Here is an 18,680-nt window from a genome sequence, read left to right as displayed (position 1 = left end):
CAAATGGCAAAGGCCAAGCGCATGTACGGCTGCACGGAGTGCGGCGCGACCTTTCCCAAGTGGGCCGGCCAGTGCGGCGAATGCGGTGCGTGGAACACCCTGACCGAAACCATGATCGAAAGCGGCGGCGCTGCGGCGCCCACGGGCCGTGCCGGCTGGACCGGGCAGCAGGCGCAGATCAAGACCCTGGCCGAAGTCAGCGTCGAAGAAATCCCGCGTTTCTCCACCGCCTCAGGTGAACTGGACCGTGTGCTGGGCGGCGGCCTGGTGGACGGCTCGGTGGTGCTGATCGGCGGCGACCCTGGCATCGGTAAATCGACCATCCTCCTGCAAACTCTGTGCAGCATCGCCAGCCGCATGCCGGCGTTATATGTGACCGGTGAAGAATCCCAGCAACAAGTGGCCATGCGCGCACGCCGTCTTGGCTTGCCTCAGGATCAGTTGCGGGTCATGACCGAGACTTGCATCGAAAGCATCATCGCCACGGCTCGTATCGAAAAGCCAAAGGTGATGGTGATCGACTCGATTCAGACGATTTTCACCGAGCAGTTGCAATCGGCGCCGGGTGGTGTGTCCCAGGTGCGCGAAAGTGCAGCGCTACTGGTGCGGTATGCCAAGCAGAGCGGCACGGCGATCTTCCTGGTCGGCCACGTGACCAAAGAAGGCGCGCTGGCCGGGCCGCGAGTGTTGGAGCATATGGTCGACACCGTGCTGTATTTCGAAGGCGAGTCCGATGGTCGACTGCGCTTGCTGCGGGCGGTGAAAAACCGTTTCGGCGCAGTGAACGAACTGGGTGTATTCGCCATGACTGACCGGGGACTGAAAGAAGTCTCCAACCCTTCGGCGATTTTTCTGACCCGTGCCCAGGAAGAAGTCCCAGGCAGTGTGGTGATGGCGACGTGGGAAGGCACCCGACCGATGTTGGTGGAAGTCCAGGCATTGGTGGATGACAGCCATTTGGCCAACCCGCGCCGGGTCACGTTGGGGCTGGATCAGAACCGCCTGGCGATGTTGCTGGCGGTGTTACACCGTCATGGCGGCATTCCGACCCACGATCAGGATGTGTTCCTCAACGTGGTGGGTGGGGTCAAGGTGCTGGAGACCGCATCCGACCTGGCCTTGATGGCGGCGGTGATGTCCAGCTTGCGTAACCGGCCTCTGCCGCACGACCTCTTGGTATTTGGGGAGGTCGGCCTGTCCGGCGAAGTGCGTCCGGTGCCGAGCGGTCAGGAGCGCTTGAAGGAAGCGGCCAAGCATGGCTTCAAACGCGCGATTGTGCCCAAGGGCAACGCGCCGAAGGAAATGCCGCCAGGATTGCAGGTGATTGGGGTCACGCGCCTGGAACAGGCACTGGATGCACTTTTCGAATAATTCAGGGATGGACGCGATGCAACGATCGAATCACTGGGGTGTAGTCGCCCTGTTTATCGCCTTGGCCAGCTTGCCCGCCATGGCCTGGGCGGAGCTGCCAACGGGCTATCGCCTGGCGCAAACGCTGGTGACGCCAGAGGGCAGTGTGCTGCAGGTGCTCGAAGACCAGCGCATCAGCCCCCAACTGCACAAGGACAGTTGGGGCAGTGGGCTGGATGAAGACTCGTTCGACGAGCCCGGCGATTTGGTCGACAACCCGCTGCTCGAAGCCCAGGTGCGGTGGGTATCGGCCTCTGGCGAGGTGATAGCTCACGAAGACCTCGGCTACCCCTTGGCCGAGGTCAAGAAAGCCCCGCTCAAAGGGCTGCCCGAGCCTGTGTATTTTTTGACCATCGATCAGACCGCCCCCATGGGCAGCTACAGCGGGCCTGCCACGCAGTTACTGCTGCCCGGCAAGCAGCAACTCAAGCCGTTGAGTTACCAGGGCGCCGACGGCAAAGTCCAGGCGCTGACCCTGGCTCATACCGGCAAGGCTGCGTGGATGATCGCAACGCCAGCCAACGGCGGCGCGGATGAACTGCTGCAGGTGTCGTCATTTATGGACGGTGACGGTGAGGATGACTTTGCCACCCGTTATCAGACCTATCGGTTTGTCGACGGGCAGTGGCACGGCGCCTCAAGTCAGAAGAAGGGTTACTGGGACATGGAAAGTGATTTTCCCGCACGTAGTGCGTTCCCCTGAGCCATCACACTTCCAGCAGCGCGCCCAGCTCTCGCTCCAGTTCCTCCTGATCGCCTAGGTTCAACTCGATCAGCCGCCGCAAGTGGCTGATCGAGTCCAGGTCGATGTCTGTGCACACAAACCCCAGTTGACCCACTGCTTCGTGGGTTAGCCGTACTTGCATCTTTATATGCGCCTTGGGATCCAGGCGTATGTCGACCGCGAACGGCAGCGCCTTATTTCCCTTCCACTCTTCAGGCCGTTGCACCAACAGGCCCTTAAGCGATAAATCCACCAATTGCACTGGCCATTCGTTGCCGTTTTGCCGAAGTTCGGTCTTGGCATCAAAGGCAATCCGGCGAAAACGGCGACGATCAGACGCTTGCTCGGTCATGGTGAAACCCTCTGTGGATAAAAGGATTGTAGCCCTGCGCCATCATTGAGCCGTTTTTTCTGGTTTTTTCTTCGTTGCAAGGCTCTAGACCAACGTAGGGGGGTGGCCTTTAAGGCCAACAGCGCTAAACTCCGAACGGCTGTCCTTTCTGTCCACCCTGGCTGGAATATAAAAATGAAAAATAATAATAGCCTGCTACGCCATCTACCCTGGCTGGTGCTGGCAATCGTAGGAGCGTGCGCCCTGGGCGTAGTGGCCTTGCGCCGAGGCGAGGCGATCAACGCCTTGTGGATTGTGGTCGCTGCTGTGGCCATCTACCTGGTTGCTTATCGCTACTACAGCCTGTTCATCGCTAACAACGTGATGCAACTCGATCCACGGCGGGCTACCCCCGCAGTGATCAACAACGACGGTCTGGACTATGTGCCGACCAACAAACACATCCTTTTCGGTCACCACTTTGCGGCCATTGCCGGTGCGGGCCCGTTGGTCGGTCCGGTACTGGCGGCGCAAATGGGCTACTTGCCCGGCACGCTCTGGCTGATTGCCGGCGTGGTGCTGGCCGGCGCGGTCCAGGACTTCATGGTTCTGTTCCTGTCGACCCGTCGCAACGGCCGTTCCCTGGGGGACATGGTTCGTGAAGAGATGGGCCGTATCCCGGGGACCATCGCGCTGTTCGGCTGCTTCCTGATCATGATCATCATCCTTGCGGTGCTGGCGCTGATCGTGGTCAAGGCGCTGGCCGAGAGCCCATGGGGCATCTTCACGGTGATGGCGACCATCCCGATCGCGATGTTCATGGGCATCTACATGCGCTACATCCGCCCGGGCCGCATTGGTGAAATTTCGATCATTGGCGTGTTGTTGCTGCTCGGCTCGATCTGGCTGGGCGGGCAAATTGCCGCTGATCCGGTCTGGGCCAAGGCCTTCACGTTCACTGGGATCCAGATCACCTGGATGCTGATCGGTTACGGTTTTGTCGCGGCGGTACTGCCGGTGTGGCTGATCCTGGCGCCGCGTGACTACCTCTCAACCTTCCTGAAAATCGGCACCATCATCGCCTTGGCAATCGGCATCCTGGTCACCATGCCAGACCTGAAAATGCCGGCCCTGACCCAGTTCATCGACGGCACCGGCCCGGTGTGGAAGGGCGGCCTGTTCCCGTTCCTGTTCATCACCATCGCCTGTGGCGCGGTCTCGGGTTTCCATGCGCTCATCTCCTCGGGCACCACGCCCAAGTTGCTGGCCAATGAAAGCCACGCCCGCTACATCGGTTACGGCGGCATGTTGATGGAGTCGTTCGTCGCCATCATGGCCATGGTTGCCGCTTCGGTGATCGAGCCTGGCGTCTACTTCGCTATGAACAGCCCAGCCGCCGTAGTCGGCAGCGATGTGGTTACCGTGGCACAAACCGTCAGCAGCTGGGGTTTTGCAATTACCCCTGAGGCACTGTCGGCCGTGGCCCATGACATCGGTGAAACCACCATCCTGGCACGCGCCGGCGGTGCACCGACGTTGGCGGTGGGTATCGCGCAGATCCTGCACAGCGTACTGCCGGGTGAAAACACCATGGCGTTCTGGTACCACTTTGCGATCCTGTTCGAAGCGCTGTTCATTCTGACGGCTGTTGACGCAGGTACCCGAGCTGGTCGCTTCATGCTGCAAGACTTGCTTGGCTCCTTCGTGCCGGCGCTCAAACGCACCGAATCCTGGACCGCCAACCTGATCGCGACCGCCGGTTGCGTGGCGATGTGGGGTTATCTGCTGTACCAAGGCGTGATCGACCCACTGGGCGGTATCAACACCTTGTGGCCGCTGTTCGGTATCTCCAACCAGATGCTGGCCGGTATCGCGCTGATGCTCGCCACCGTCGTGCTGATCAAAATGAAACGCCAGCGCTACATCTGGGTGACCATGCTGCCGGCTGTCTGGCTGCTGATTTGCACCACCACCGCAGGCTTCATCAAGCTGTTCGACGCCAACCCGGCGATTGGCTTCCTGTCGCTGGCCAAGAAGTACAGTGACGCGCTGGCTAACGGTCAGATCCTGGCCCCGGCCAAGAGCATCGACCAGATGCAGCACGTGATCTGGAACGCCTACACCAACGCAACGCTGACGGCGCTGTTCCTGTTCGTGGTGTTCAGCATCCTGTTCTATGCGCTCAAGGTTGGCGTCGCCGCCTGGGGCAACAAAGAGCGTACTGATAAAGAAGCCCCGTTCCAGGCAGTACCCGACGCATAACCGAGGATTGCAAACATGTTCAATGACATCAGTCGCCTCGGTAAATACCTCGGTCAGGCCGCGCGCTTGATGGTCGGCATGCCCGACTACGACACGTACGTCGAGCATATGCAAACCAAGCACCCAGACAAGCCGATGATGGACTACAAGGCGTTCTTCCGGGAACGTCAGGAGGCCCGATACGGCGGCAAGGGTGGGCCCAAGTGCTGCTGACCCGTTAGTTCGGGCTGGTGGTGATCTACTGTGGGAGGGGGCTTGCTCCCGATAGCGGTGTGTCAGTGACAGATAAGTGCCTGACACACTGCTATCGGGGGCAAGCCCCCTCCCACATTTGTTTCAGTGTTCCTTCAAGGAGAATTTTTTGTCCTCTCCCATTCCAGTGACCGTACTCAGCGGCTTTCTCGGCGCCGGCAAGACCACCTTGCTGCGCCATCTGCTCAAGGCCGAACACGGCTTGAAAATCGCCGTGATCGAAAACGAATTCAGCGATGCCGGTATCGACACCCAGTTGTTGGGCGAAGAACCGGTGCAAGTCATGACCCTGTCCAACGGCTGCGTGTGCTGCACCATCCACACCGACCTCACCAAGGCTCTCTATCTGCTGCTTGAGCGCCTGGACAGCGGCGAGATCGCCTTCGATCGCCTGGTGATCGAGTGCACCGGCCTGGCCGATCCGGCGCCGGTGGCCCAAACCTTTTTCATCGATGAAGAACTGCGCGAGCGCTACATCCTCGACGGCATCATCACCCTGGTGGACGCGGCCCACGCCGAGCACCACCTGACCCAGACCATCGCCCAGGCCCAGATCGGTTTTGCCGATCGCCTGCTGGTGAGCAAGCGTGATTTGGTGGACGACGCCACCTTCGAGGCGCTCAGTGATCGCCTCACCCGCATCAACCGCCGCGCGCCGATTCGTGTGGTCGAGCACGGCAAGATTGATTTGGCAGAACTGCTCGATGTCCGCGGCTTCAACCTAAACGCCGGCATGAGCCTGCGCCCGGTGAGCAAGGCCCCGTCCATCGACCGTATTTCCAGCCTGGTGCTGCGCACCGACCAGCCGCTGGATATCGACCGCCTCAGCGAGTTTATGAATGAGCTGTTGGAAGACCACGGCAAGCAACTGCTGCGCTACAAGGGCGTGCTGAACATTGCCGGCGAAGACCGCCGTATGGTGTTTCAGGGCGTGCTGAAGCTCTACGGGTTCGATTGGGACACCGAATGGGCCGAGGGTGAAGCGCGGGAGAGTGTGATCGTGTTTATTGCCGATGAATTGCCGGAAGACAAAATCCGCGAAGGCTTTGCCAAAGTCTACCAACCCTGATGTGTAATGCAGTCAACTGTGGGAGGGGGCTTGCTCCCGATGGCGGTGGGTCAGTAAACCTATATGTGACTGACACACTGCTATCGGGGGCAAGCCCCCTCCCACACTTGGGCGCATTTCAAACTGGACAATTGGTATAAAAAAGCCCGGCTTAAGAGCCGGGCTTTTTATTCAAGCAACTGCAATCAAGCGCCGTATACCGGCAGTTTTTTGCAGATGGCCTTGACCTTCTCACGGACCGCGTCGATCACGGCTTCGTTGTTCAGGTCTGCCAGGATGTCGCAGATCCAGCCGGCCAGTTCCTTGCACTCTGCTTCTTTAAAGCCACGAGTGGTCACAGCCGGGGTGCCGAAACGCAGGCCCGAGGTGACGAACGGAGAGCGTGGGTCGTTCGGTACCGAGTTCTTGTTCACGGTGATGAAGGCTTTGCCCAGGGCAGCGTCAGCATCTTTGCCGGAAATGTCCTGCTTGATCAGCGACAGCAGGAACAGGTGGTTTTCAGTACCGCCGGACACTACGTCAAAGCCGCGCTCGATAAACACGCTGGCCATGGTCTGGGCGTTCTTGACCACTTGTTGCTGGTAGGTCTTGAACTCAGGCTGCAGTGCTTCCTTGAAGCAGATCGCTTTGGCGGCGATCACGTGCTCCAGCGGGCCACCCTGGGCGCCTGGGAATACAGCGGAGTTCAGCTTCTTCTCGATCTCGGCGTTGGCGCGAGCCAGGATCAGGCCGCCACGTGGACCGCGCAGGGTCTTGTGGGTGGTGGTGGTTACCACATCAGCGAATGGAACCGGGTTCGGGTAGACGCCCGCGGCGACCAGACCGGCCACGTGAGCCATGTCCACGAACAGGTAGGCGCCAACCTTGTCGGCGATTTCACGGAAGCGTGGGAAGTCCAGGATCTGCGAGTAGGCAGAGAAACCGGCCACGATCATTTTTGGCTTGTGTTCAACCGCTAGGCGCTCAACTTCGTCGTAGTCGATCAGGCCGTTGGCATCGATACCGTATTGAACGGCGTTGTACAGCTTGCCGGAGGAGGAAACGCTGGCGCCGTGGGTCAGGTGACCGCCGTGTGCCAGGCTCATGCCCAGAATGGTGTCGCCGCCTTGCAGCAGGGCCAGGTACACGGCGCTGTTGGCTTGGGAGCCGGCGTGTGGCTGGACGTTGGCGTAATCGGCGCCGAACAGTTCTTTTGCACGGTCGATGGCCAGTTGCTCAACCACGTCGACGTACTCGCAACCGCCGTAGTAGCGCTTGCCTGGGTAGCCTTCGGCGTACTTGTTGGTCAGAACCGAACCTTGAGCCTCCATGACCGCAGGGCTGGTGTAGTTTTCCGAAGCGATCAGCTCGATGTGCTCTTCCTGGCGCACGGCTTCTTGCTCCATGGCGGCGAAGAGATCGGCGTCGTACTTGGCAATGGTCAAATCACGGCTGAACATGGCGGTCCTCAAGGATCGGGGGCAGAAAAGGAAGCATTCTAACCCAATGGGTTTTAGATGGCATATGAAAGGACATCAAGTCGCGGACAAGTTGGATTCACTTAGGGATGAGCGGTGTCATTGCCGGCCTCATCGGGGGCAAGTCCCCCCACATTTGAAACGCATTCCCCTGTGGGAGGGGGCTTGCGCCCGATGAGGCCAGTGGCTTCACCACAAACGATCAGTCGAACATGAAGAGGGCATCATTGCTGAACTGCGCCTCGAACCGATTCGCCGGCATCGGTCGTCCGAACAGATAACCCTGCACCTCATCGCAGCCATGCTCGCGCAGGAAATCCAACTGCTCATGGGTTTCCACGCCCTCGGCGATTACCGCCAGGTTGAGGCTGTGGGCCATGGCAATAATCGCCCGGGCGATCTGCGCGTCCTGTTCGCCGGACGGCAGGCCGTCGACGAAGGTGCGGTCGATTTTCAACACATCGATGGGGAACTGCTTGAGGTAGTTGAGCGATGAATAGCCCGTGCCAAAATCGTCCACCGCAATGCTCAGGCCCAGGTTTTTCAGGCTGTCGAGGATGTGCAGGGCTTCGTTGACTTCGCGCATCAGGATACTTTCGGTCAGCTCCAGCTCCAGGCACGCCGGCGGCAGCCCTGTGTCTTTGAGGATGGTGGCAATGCGGGTGCCCAGTTGGCCGTCGGAGAACTGCCGCGCCGAGATGTTCACCGAGACTTTCGGCACGCGCACCTTGTTTTGATGCCAGGTCTTGAGCTGGCGGCAGGCTTCGCTGATCACCCAGTCGCCCACGTCCACCACCAGGCCCAACTCTTCCAGCACCGGAATAAAGTCCCCCGGCGGCACCAGCCCGCGACGCGGATGGCGCCAGCGCAGCAGGGCTTCGGCGCCGGTCAGGCGTTTGCCATCACCGCTGAACTGCGGCTGGTAATAAAGCACGAATTCGTTCTGCTCCAGGGCGTGGCGCAGGTCGCTTTCCAGCTCCAGGCGTTCCAGGGCGCTGGCGTTCATGTCGGCCTGGTAGAACTGGAAGTTGTTCTTGCCGCGTTCCTTGGCGTGATACATGGCGGTGTCGGCGTTTTTCATCAGTTGGCTCAGCTCGTTGCCGTCCTGAGGGCTGAGGGCGATGCCGATACTGGCGGTCACAAAGAACTCGCGGCCTTCCAGCACAAAGGGTTTCACCAGGCTGGCGAGGATCTGTTCGGCCACGTGAATCGCGCGGTTCAGCGCCATTTCACGGCTGACCCGTGGTTGCAGGAGCAAGGTGAATTCGTCACCGCCCATGCGTGCGACAGTGTCGTCTTCGGCCACGCAGCCGAGCAGGCGAGTGGCCATTTCCTTGAGCATGCGGTCGCCGGCGGCGTGGCCAAGGGAGTCGTTGATCGGCTTGAAACGGTCAAGGTCGAGGAACATCAGCACCACCCACGACTTCTGCCGCTCGGCAGACTGCAACGCGGTGTGCAGGCGGTCTTGGAACAGTGTGCGGTTGGGCAGGTGGGTCAGGGCGTCGTAATACGCCAGGCGGTGAATACGCTGCTCGCTGGCCTTGCGCTCGCTGATATCACTGAAGAAGCATACGTAACTGGCGAGGTCGCCTTCGTCGTCGAACACGGCGGTAATGCCGACCCACGCCGGGTAGTGCTCGCCGTTGCGGCGCTTGAGCCACACTTCGCCTTCCCAGGTGCTGTGCTGGTGCAATTGCTTGAGTACGTAGCGCAGGTGGGCTTCCTGCTGCTCATCCACGGTCAGCATGTTCGGCAACTGGTCGAGTACGTCCGCCACTTCGTAGCCGCTGACTCGGCTGAATGCCTCGTTGGCCTGCACGATATAGCCCGCCGGGTCAGTGATCAGGATCGCCGAGGTGGAATGCTCAAATACCGTGGCCGCCATGCGCAGGTCTTTCTCGGCGCGGCGTTGTTGGCTGATATCGCGGCCGACGCCCAGAATGCCCTCGAAGGCGCCATGCTCGTCCCACACCAGTACCAGGCGCAGTTCGATCGGCACTTTACGCCCGTCGGCGCGCAGGCAGTCAAACAGGAACAGCTGGGTCTGCACTTCATCGCGCAGCTTATTGAGCGCATCGGTGTCGCCCAGCGCACGACTGACCTGTTCCATCAGGCTGTAAATACCCGCCAATTGCGCTGGGTTGGCGATGATCGACTGCCAGCCATTCTTGAACACCCAGTCCACTTCATACCCCAGCACCGCACTGACCGACGGGCTGATGTAGTTGAGGGCCAGTTTGCTGTCGGTGGAGCAGATCACGTCACTGATGCTTTCGGCGAGCATGCGATAGCGCTGTTCGCTGTCGCGCAGGGATTCGCTGGCTTCGATCTGGTCGGTGATGTCTTTGGCGACGCCAATGATGCGGGTGACTTGGCTCGTTTTATCACGGGCCAGGGCCTGCTCACGAATATCAAAGCGCCGCCATTGGTTATTGCGATGGCGGAAGCGCAACTGGCAGTGCAACTGCGTCGCGTAGCCGGCCTGACGCTGTTGCTGGCGCAAATCGTGGTAATACTCGGCGTCTTCAGGGTGAAGCAGGATTTCCCAGAAGTACTCGCCCATTTGCTGCAGTTCGGCCTTTACGTAGCCGAGGGTTTGCCCCAAATGGTGGTTGCTGAAAATCATGCGCTGGCTGACCACGTCCTGCACATACAGGTGATCAGGCACGGTGCGCACCACGTCCGACCAGAAACTCTCACGCTCCACCAGCGACAGTTCGATCAGCTTGCGGCTGGTGATGTCGCTGATGCTGAGGATCACCGCCTTGAAATCGTCCTGCTGCTCCGGCAGGCGCATCACCAGCCACAGGTATTGCTCGTTGCCGACCACATCATTGAGCTGGATCTCCAGTTCAAGCTGGCTCTGCTGGGTCAGGACCGCTTCGAGTATTTGATGGCCGATGGACGTGCTGTTGCGTGGGCAATCATCGATCAGCCGCTCCCAAGCCTTCTCGCACGAGTCCACGTTGAGCAGGCGCACCGCCACTTGGTTGATTTCGGTGATGCGCAGCTCGGCGAGCAGTTGCCTGCATTCTTCAGGTTTGTTTTGCAGCCAGGCGTGAAGGTGTTCGCGGGTCTGCAAGTGCGCCTTGGCAAAAAACGCATTCAGGCCTGACAGGTCCAGGACGCACAGGGCGACGCCGGTACCTTCGAAAATATCCTGATAACGCCGCCGGCCTTCATGCACCTGGCGCTGGCGGCGACGCATATTCAGCAGCACGATTACGGGGATCAGCGAGAAGGCCAGGCCCAACAGGCATTTGCCGATAAACGCCGGCAGCAGTTGTTCCAGCACGGCTGCGCGGTCAAACATGCCGCGCAACTGCCAGTCGCTTTTGCTCAGGGGGGTGACCAGCACGCTTTTATTCAAGTCATCCGGGGTCAGGGCACTGGACCATTGCGCCGGCATGCCACTGTCACGGCTGACGACGCGGTGGTTCAGGCTGTTCTCGATGGCCCACATGGGGCGCTGGCCCTGACTGTCCTGGCGGGTCAGGTTGACCAAGTAGTTAGGTGCCAGGCGCAGCGCCCAGTACATTCTTGAGCCGCCGCTGGGCTGGTGCAGCAGCAGATAGATGATGGTGCCGTCTTCGTTATTGCTCAGGTAATACGGTTGGCCGTGGCTGCGCTGCACCAGTTCTTCCAGCCAGGCGCTGTCCTGGCTGTCGTTGGCGCTGTCACTGATCATCGCGCCGCTGGGCGCGAGCAGGGCGATACTGCGCAGTTCCGGCAGCGAGCGCTGCAGCGTGCGCGTCAGGGCCTGTTGCTGTTCAATGTCGCGCGGCGGCTCGACCATCGGTAGCAGGTTCAAGGCGATTTTTGCGCTCAGGGCCATGTTCAGGCTGATCTGCTCAGCCAGGTCGGCGCTGTAGTCGATGGTGTATTGCTGCTGGTTTTTCTGGTTTTGCTGCAGTTGGTCCAGCAGTTGCCAGAACAATAAGGCGAGCAGCATGAGGACGAGCGTCGCCAATGCGCCTTTGAGGGTGCCGTGCAGGGGCGCTCCCGGCGCTATATGAGCGGCGCGCAAGGGAGTTGGCGGCGTGACTTTGGACAAGCTGTGATCCTGCGGTTTGGCTGGACTGGCGCGCGACGTGCACTATAAGCCGGACGCCCGGAGGGCGGCTAGCATGCCTTGACTTGTGGCAAAGTGCCAGCCCTGCTTGGCTGGACTGACCAAGCGCATTGAGGTAGCTTTGCCGGTTACGCGGGGGCGTTCCAGCCCCAGATACTCAGGCTTTTTTCGCTCGCTGGCATTGATGATAGTCAACGGCCCGCGCGGCGCATGGCTTGGCACGGGCTTCGCCCGCTTAATTCATCAGTCACTGACGCTAGGTTCACCATGGCTCAATACGTCTTCACCATGCATCGGCTGGGAAAAGTTGTTCCGCCGAAGCGGGAAATCCTGAAAAATATTTCGCTGTCCTTCTTCCCCGGCGCCAAAATCGGCGTGCTCGGCCTCAACGGTTCGGGTAAGTCCACGCTGCTGAAAATCATGGCCGGCGTCGACACCGAGTTCGAAGGCGAAGCCCGCCCGATGCCGGAACTGAACATCGGCTACCTGCCGCAGGAACCAATCCTGGACCCAACCAAGACCGTGCGTGAAGTGGTTGAGGAAGCGGTCAGCGTGATCAAAAACGCCCAGGCGCGCCTGGACGAAGTCTACGCCGCCTACGCCGAGCCGGATGCCGACTTCGACAAGTTGGCCGCCGAACAGGCCAAGCTCGAAGCCATTCTGCAGGCCAGTGACGGTCATAACCTGGAACGCCAACTGGAAGTCGCCGCCGATGCGCTGCGCTTGCCGGCTTGGGACGCCAAGGTCGAATTCCTGTCCGGTGGTGAAAAGCGTCGTGTGGCCCTGTGCCGCCTGCTGCTGTCGGCCCCCGACATGCTGCTGCTCGACGAACCAACCAACCACTTGGACGCCGACTCCGTCGCCTGGCTGGAACATTTCCTTCACGATTTCCCGGGCACCGTGGTTGCGATCACGCACGACCGGTACTTCCTGGACAACGTGGCCGGCTGGATTCTTGAGCTCGACCGTGGCGCCGGTATCCCGTACGAGGGCAACTACTCCGGTTGGCTGGAAGCCAAGTCCGATCGTCTGGCCGCCGAATCCAAGCAGCAATCGGCCCATGAAAAAGCCATGAAGGAAGAACTGGAGTGGGTGCGCAAAGGCGCCAAGGCCCGCCAGTCCAAATCCAAGGCACGTCTGCAACGCTTCGAAGAAATGCAGTCCCAGGAATTCCAGAAGCGCAGCGAAACCAACGAGATCTATATCCCGGCCGGTCCGCGCCTGGGTGACAAGGTCATCGAATTCAAGAACGTTTCCAAAGGCTATGGCGACCGCGTGTTGATCGACAACCTGTCGTTCTCCATGCCAAAAGGCGCGATCGTCGGCGTTATCGGCGGTAACGGTGCGGGTAAATCCACCCTGTTCCGCATGCTGATGGGCAAGGAAACGCCGGATTCGGGCAGCATCGAGATCGGCGAAACCGTGCAGCTGGCCTGTGTGGACCAGAGCCGTGATGACCTTGACGGCAGCAAGACCGTGTTCCAGCAAATCTCCGACGGCTCTGACCAGATTCGCATCGGCAACTATGAAATTCCGTCGCGCACCTATGTTGGCCGCTTCAACTTCAAGGGCGGCGATCAGCAGAAGTTCGTCAAGGACCTGTCCGGTGGTGAGCGCGGCCGCTTGCACCTGGCCCTGACCCTGAAAGAGGGCGGCAACGTGCTGCTGCTCGACGAACCATCCAACGACCTCGACGTTGAAACCCTGCGTTCCCTGGAAGAGGCCCTGCTGGACTTCCCGGGCGCCGCCATTGTGATCTCTCACGATCGGTGGTTCCTTGACCGCGTCGCGACCCACATCCTGGCGTACGAAGACGACTCCCAAGCGGTGTTCTTCGAAGGTAACTACACCGAGTACGAAGCGGACCGCAAAAAGCGTTTGGGCGAAGCTGCTGCCCAGCCGCACCGTGTACGGCACAAAAAACTGGCCTGATCCGGCTGGTTGAAAAAAGCGGGGCCCTCGGGCTCCGCTTTTTTTTTGCGCTGGGGTTTTGCAGTGTTTTTGATGGCCCTATCGGGAGCAAGCCACCTCCCACATTTGATTTGTGAACACATCCAAAATGTGGGAGGGGGCTTGCCCCCGATAGCTATTTCCCTGCTGGTGCGTAACCTGCCTTGGCAATCCTCTTTTAAGTGCAAAAAATCCCTGTTTCCTGTGTTTATTTATATCCAATGCACCATTTAAATTCACAAAAGCGACATTTTGCCCTGTCGCGGTGCGACATGAATTGATAAAGTCCGGCTCAATCTCCCTTAAAAACAATCAATTTGCCGAGACTTTTCATGATCGAATCCGTCGAATCCTTCCTTGCCCGCCTCAAAAAACGCGACCCAGACCAGCCAGAATTCCACCAGGCTGTAGAAGAAGTCCTACGCAGTCTGTGGCCGTTTCTTGAAGCCAATCCCCATTACCTGACCTCGGGTATTTTGGAGCGCATCTGCGAGCCGGAACGAGCGATAACGTTCCGGGTTTCGTGGGTCGATGATCACGGCAAGGTCCAGGTCAATCGCGGTTTCCGTATCCAGATGAACAGCGCCATCGGCCCCTACAAAGGTGGCCTGCGTTTCCACCCGTCGGTGAACCTGGGGGTGCTGAAATTCCTCGCCTTCGAACAGACCTTCAAGAATTCCCTGACTTCGTTGCCAATGGGCGGCGGCAAAGGCGGCTCGGACTTTGATCCAAAAGGTAAGAGCGACGCCGAAGTCATGCGTTTTTGCCAGGCATTCATGAGCGAGCTGTACCGCCATATCGGTGCGGATGTGGATGTGCCGGCTGGCGATATCGGCGTGGGTGCACGTGAGATCGGCTTCCTGTTTGGCCAGTACAAGCGCCTGAGCAACCAGTTCACCTCCGTGTTGACCGGCAAAGGCATGACCTACGGCGGCAGTCTGATCCGCCCGGAAGCGACCGGATTTGGTTGCGTGTACTTCGCCGAAGAGATGCTCAAGCGCGACGGTAAACGGGTCGAGGGCAAGCGTGTGGCGGTCTCCGGCTCAGGCAACGTCGCCCAATACGCGGCGCGCAAGGTTATGGACCTGGGCGGCAAGGTGATCTCCCTGTCTGACTCCGAAGGCACCCTGTACGCCGAAAGTGGTTTGACCGAGGAACAATGGTCGGCGCTGCTGGAGCTTAAAAACGTTCAGCGTGGGCGCATCAGCGAACTGGCCGAGCGGTTCGGCCTGGAGTTCCGCAAGGGGCAAACGCCGTGGGACCTGGCCTGCGATATCGCCCTGCCATGCGCCACCCAGAATGAACTCGGCGCCGACGCCGCCCGCACCTTGCTGCGCAACGGCTGTATTTGCGTGGCCGAAGGCGCCAACATGCCTACAACGCTTGAGGCTGTGGATATCTTTATCGAGGCGGGCATTCTGTTCGCACCGGGCAAGGCATCCAATGCCGGCGGCGTGGCGGTGAGTGGCCTGGAAATGTCGCAGAACGCCATGCGCTTGCTGTGGACCGCTGGTGAAGTGGACAGCAAGCTGCACAACATCATGCAGTCGATCCACCACGCTTGCGTGCACTACGGCGAAGAAAACGGCCGTATCAACTACGTGAAGGGCGCGAACATCGCAGGCTTCGTGAAAGTCGCCGACGCGATGCTGGCCCAAGGCATCGTCTAGGTCTCGGCTTCGATACGCAGCACCTCGATCAGCTGATCGCCAACGGGGCGCTTCCACAGCACCTCATCACCCACCTGGGCGCCCAGCAACGCGCGGCCCAGGGGTGAACCCCAGTTGATCAGGCCTGTGCTGGCGTCGGCCTGGTCTTCACCGACCAACTGTATGCGCTGTTGCTCGTCATGCTCATTGGCGAAGGTCACCCAGCTGCCGATCTGCACCTTGTCGGTGCCGGTGGCCAGCGCCACGACCTGGGCGCTCTGGACGCGTTGGTTGAAGTAGCGTAAATCCCGCTCAAGATCGGCCTGGCGCTGCTTATCGGCCTGCTCACCCTTGGCAGATTCGGCACTGTGCTCAGCCTTCAACTGCGCAACCTTGGCCTGTAACTGCGCCAACCCTTGCGCGGTCAAGTGATTGGGTTGCTCACTGACCTGACGCTCCACTGGCTGATCAGCCTGGGCGGCGGCGTTATCCTCATTTACAAAAGCTCGGCTCATGACGTTCTCCCTCTATGGAGCTTGGGCCATGTTCGCTGCGCTTTAGTTTCGATGGATGTCTGAAAGCGACCTATTGCGAGCGATAGGCCCGAGCGGCATCGCGATCCTTCTCGTGCTGCCAGGCGCGCTCACGGTCGTCCCAGTGATTGTCCTTGTAGTCGCGCAGTTCTTCGTTTTCACGCATGGCCTTGCACTGGCGAAAGCCGTCCTCCCAGCCTTCGGCGTATGTCCGGTCTTTCAGGTAGCGCGGGACATTTTTGCGAAACTCCCCGGAAATCACCCCGGCTGCCTGGCGACCGCTGCTGCAGCCATCGTCAAATCCATCGGCGAAGGCCGGTGGATAACCTCTGGCCAGCAATTCCTGATGAGTCGATTGACAACCCGCCAGCCACACCATCGCACACAGTATTACTGCATACCGCCACATTGCTTGCTCCCTGGCCGTTTAACGGCTGATAGGGGAAGTCTAGATAGGGATTTGTCGGGGAGGTGTGAAAGGGGTGTGAGAAAGGTGTGGAGCACGATGAGATCGGTCGGTGACTGCCGAACCGGTGATGAGGAAGCTGGGCTCCCTCACCACAAGAGCCTATGTGGCCTGGCTGTTCGCCAAAGCCCTGTGTTCCGCCAATTCCTGCTCAATGAATGCTGAAATCATTGCGCGATAGACCTGCTCGGTTACCTCGGGGTTTGCGCCCACGGTCTCCGATAATTCCCGCACCTTGGTGATCACCTGCTCAACCCGCTGTGGGGCTTTGACGCCATCGGTGTCTTTTTTGAAGCGTGCTGCCTGTGATACGTAGCGGCCTCGTTCGGCCAGCAGGGTGACGATTTGCTGGTCGAGGCGGTCGATGTTGTTTCGAACGTCTTCAAGGGTGGTGCAGGTAACGGCCATGTCGAGTGAACTCCTGATTGTGCGGGCAATGCTAACAAAATATGGGAGGTGGCTTGCTCCCGATAGCAGAGTGTCAGTCAGTCAATACTTAACTGAAACACTGCCATCGGGGGCAAGCCCGCTCCCACATTTTTGATGTTCGCCAGGCTTTGGTCAGTAGTGATACCACTTCACTTCAAGCATCACTTCATTCACTGGCGTCGACAGGTGGCTGTACTCGCGCTGTGCGCTCAGGCGCAGGCCCAGGTTACGGGACAGTTCCCACTGTTGGTTGAGGCTGATGCTGCGCCGCACTTCACCATTGGTGAAGAAATCGCCCTTGGCTTCCAGGCTCAAGTTGCCCAGCGGGTTTTTCCACAGCACGCCGGTGTTGAAGCCGGCTGCGGGGGAGATGGCTTCGTTGAAGTCGTTGTTGTGTTCCACGCGCACGGTGCCGAGGGCGAAGCCGAGCATGTCGTCGCGTAGTTGCCAGGTGCCGCCGGCACCGCCGTTGACGTGGGCGACCAGGGTTTCGTCGTCGTGTTTGCCCGGCACGCGTTCCAGGCCACCGGTGACTTGCCAGGACCAGGGTTGCAGCAGGGCGTTGCGTGGGGTCAGGGAGCGGATGGTAGCCAGGTCCAGTTGCTGCAATTGCCAGTGGTTACCTTCGTACTGGCGCAGTTTCATTTGCAGGATTTCAATCTGGGCGCCGAGGGGGAAGCCTTCCGCGTTGTCGTTGAGGTCGTGGTAGGCCATGCGCAGGCCGTATTCACCGAAGGCTTTGTCGCCCCGGGTGCCGATGCCAGCTTGCCAGGTACGCGACTCATGGCCGTTTTCCGGCAGGCCGGGAGGCGTGATCTTTAGATCGGGCGCGGGGTTCTGGTTGATCGCGCGCAGCAGTTCGAAGCTGCGTTGGGAGCGTGTGGTGTCCCGTTCAAGGCCATTGGCACGGTAGCGGCCCAGGCGATAGGCGGCGTCGATGATCAGGGCCTGACGTTCGCGGGGTAACGCTTTAAAAGCAGGCTCTTGTAGTTGCTGCTGGTCATCGCTGACCTTGAGCACCCATTGCTGCTCGTCGCTGTCCAGCGGCTTTGCGCGCTCCAGCAACTCGCGCTCGCGGGACGGTCGGTAGTCGATCTTCTCGACCAGGCCCGCGTCCTTCACTGCCTTGACGGTGTCGGTAGGAATGGCGGTCAGCGGGAATTGCTCGGTCAGGCGCAGGCCGGGGCGGGCCACTTGCAGCAGTTCCAGCAGGCGATAGGAGCAGTTTTCGTCGAAGAAGAAATAGTCGAACTGGATCTGCTTGAGCTCCCACACGTGCTCGACCATGCGCTCGGTCTCGACTTGGGTGAGGTTAAGGCGATATTCCCACAGGTCGCGGTTTTCGAGGCTGCGGTACTCGGAGAGTTTTTCCTGATAAGGCACCAGCGCGAACAGACCGGGGTAGCCGCCCATCAGGCCTTTCCAGGCGTAGAGAATGCTGTTGTCCGAGCCTTCTATATAGGCGCCGAAGTTGATCGCGTAGCTGAGCAGCGCGGTCTTGTTGCTCTGCACGTCGGCCTGGTCGATACGCAGCAGCGTGTGGCCGAACATCGAGGACGGGCTGTTGAGGTAGGCCGCCGGGAAGATCATCACCGCGCTATGGGGCGAGACGTCCTTGAACCATTGCTTGAATTCGGTGCAGTCCACGGCGGGCAGGTCAGTCAGGTGCAACTGATCCTTTAACCAGCGGGTACGTGCGGGGTAGACACATTGGGCGTGTTTTTCACCCAGGCTGGCCGGAGCATAGAGTGCTTCAACGGTGGCCTTGAGTTCGGCATCCGGGTGGTGGGCACCATCGGGGGCGATGAAAAATTTCTGCTCGCTGACATAACTGCGCCAGCCACTGATTTTGCCGGCTTCGTAATGGCCCAGCGAAAGCCAGAACGGATCGTTGGCCAATTGCTGCAAACGTTGATCATCAAGGTGCGGTGCTGCGTACAGCGGGGCGCAGGCGAAGAGTGCCATCCAGGCAAAGCGTTTGAGCATAGGGGCAACTTAAGTCGGAAATTAGAGAGACCCAAAGGGGAAGCGGGTCCAAAAATAAAACCCGCGCCTGGGGAGGCGCGGGCAGGTCGA

At 59.7% G+C, this 18,680-nt stretch carries 14 protein-coding genes; 7 read left to right on the top strand and 7 right to left on the bottom strand.

Annotated features, from left to right (window positions below):
- Positions 1-3 precede the first annotated feature (3 nt).
- Positions 4-1,371 (top strand): DNA repair protein RadA, encoded by a 1,368-nt coding sequence (gene radA, locus AOA61_RS29045; protein ID WP_032884669.1) that lies wholly within the window; start codon positions 4-6, stop codon positions 1,369-1,371.
- Between the two features lie 16 nt (positions 1,372-1,387).
- Positions 1,388-2,113 carry a hypothetical protein gene (locus AOA61_RS29040; protein WP_099603308.1) on the top strand — a complete coding sequence of 242 codons (726 nt, stop codon included), beginning with the start codon at positions 1,388-1,390 and terminating at the stop codon, positions 2,111-2,113.
- A gap of 4 nt (positions 2,114-2,117) precedes the next feature.
- On the opposite strand, the gene AOA61_RS29035 is transcribed toward AOA61_RS29040, so the two are convergent.
- Positions 2,118-2,486 carry a PilZ domain-containing protein gene (locus AOA61_RS29035; protein ID WP_032884671.1) on the bottom strand — a complete coding sequence of 123 codons (369 nt, stop codon included), beginning with the start codon at positions 2,484-2,486 and terminating at the stop codon, positions 2,118-2,120.
- Between the two features lie 174 nt (positions 2,487-2,660).
- Here AOA61_RS29035 and AOA61_RS29030 point away from each other — a divergent pair, with 174 nt between their 5' ends.
- The 3 genes from AOA61_RS29030 (at position 2,661) to yjiA (ending at position 6,048) form a co-directional block, all read left to right on the top strand.
- Positions 2,661-4,727 carry a carbon starvation CstA family protein gene (locus tag AOA61_RS29030; protein ID WP_032884672.1) on the top strand — a complete coding sequence of 689 codons (2,067 nt, stop codon included), beginning with the start codon at positions 2,661-2,663 and terminating at the stop codon, positions 4,725-4,727.
- A gap of 15 nt (positions 4,728-4,742) precedes the next feature.
- Complete coding sequence (locus tag AOA61_RS29025) at positions 4,743-4,940, top strand: YbdD/YjiX family protein (protein WP_003176208.1); 198 nt, start codon at positions 4,743-4,745, stop codon at positions 4,938-4,940.
- Between the two features lie 148 nt (positions 4,941-5,088).
- A complete protein-coding gene (gene yjiA / locus AOA61_RS29020) occupies positions 5,089-6,048 on the top strand; it encodes a GTPase (protein WP_095186243.1) in 960 nt (319 codons plus the stop codon).
- A 185-nt stretch (positions 6,049-6,233) separates the two neighbouring features.
- On the opposite strand, the gene glyA is transcribed toward yjiA, so the two are convergent.
- Both glyA and AOA61_RS29010 read right to left on the bottom strand, forming a co-directional pair.
- Positions 6,234-7,487 carry a serine hydroxymethyltransferase gene (glyA, locus tag AOA61_RS29015; protein WP_032884674.1) on the bottom strand — a complete coding sequence of 418 codons (1,254 nt, stop codon included), beginning with the start codon at positions 7,485-7,487 and terminating at the stop codon, positions 6,234-6,236.
- Positions 7,488-7,707: 220 nt separating this feature from the next.
- The gene (locus AOA61_RS29010) at positions 7,708-11,559 is read right to left on the bottom strand and encodes a bifunctional diguanylate cyclase/phosphodiesterase (RefSeq protein ID WP_099603246.1); all 3,852 of its coding nucleotides are present in this window, start codon (positions 11,557-11,559) and stop codon (positions 7,708-7,710) included.
- A 285-nt stretch (positions 11,560-11,844) separates the two neighbouring features.
- Between AOA61_RS29010 and ettA the strand changes: the two genes are divergently transcribed.
- Together ettA and gdhA are read left to right on the top strand one after the other, a co-directional pair.
- Positions 11,845-13,509: an energy-dependent translational throttle protein EttA gene (gene ettA / locus AOA61_RS29005; protein WP_032884676.1), complete on the top strand. Its 1,665-nt coding sequence runs from the start codon at positions 11,845-11,847 to the stop codon at positions 13,507-13,509.
- Positions 13,510-13,859: 350 nt separating this feature from the next.
- Positions 13,860-15,197, top strand: coding sequence for an NADP-specific glutamate dehydrogenase (gdhA, locus tag AOA61_RS29000; RefSeq protein WP_032884677.1), 1,338 nt, complete (start codon positions 13,860-13,862; stop codon positions 15,195-15,197).
- On the opposite strand, the gene AOA61_RS28995 is transcribed toward gdhA, so the two are convergent.
- The 4 genes from AOA61_RS28995 to AOA61_RS28980 form a co-directional block, all read right to left on the bottom strand.
- A complete protein-coding gene (locus tag AOA61_RS28995; protein ID WP_032884678.1) occupies positions 15,194-15,691 on the bottom strand; it encodes a GreA/GreB family elongation factor in 498 nt (165 codons plus the stop codon). The genes gdhA and AOA61_RS28995 overlap by 4 nt on opposite strands.
- A 70-nt stretch (positions 15,692-15,761) precedes the next feature.
- A complete protein-coding gene (locus tag AOA61_RS28990) occupies positions 15,762-16,118 on the bottom strand; it encodes a hypothetical protein (protein ID WP_032884679.1) in 357 nt (118 codons plus the stop codon).
- 159 nt (positions 16,119-16,277) lie between these two features.
- Positions 16,278-16,583, bottom strand: coding sequence for a chorismate mutase (locus AOA61_RS28985; RefSeq protein WP_099603245.1), 306 nt, complete (start codon positions 16,581-16,583; stop codon positions 16,278-16,280).
- 153 nt (positions 16,584-16,736) lie between these two features.
- The gene (locus tag AOA61_RS28980) at positions 16,737-18,590 is read right to left on the bottom strand and encodes a DUF4105 domain-containing protein (RefSeq protein ID WP_099603244.1); all 1,854 of its coding nucleotides are present in this window, start codon (positions 18,588-18,590) and stop codon (positions 16,737-16,739) included.
- Positions 18,591-18,680 lie beyond the last annotated feature (90 nt).

It is taken from the genome of Pseudomonas sp. 2995-1 (genome assembly GCF_002742505.1).
GTDB classification, from domain to species: domain Bacteria; phylum Pseudomonadota; class Gammaproteobacteria; order Pseudomonadales; family Pseudomonadaceae; genus Aquipseudomonas; species Aquipseudomonas sivasensis.
Note: the sequence above shows the minus strand (reverse complement) of the source record. Positions and strands in the feature narration are given on the sequence as shown.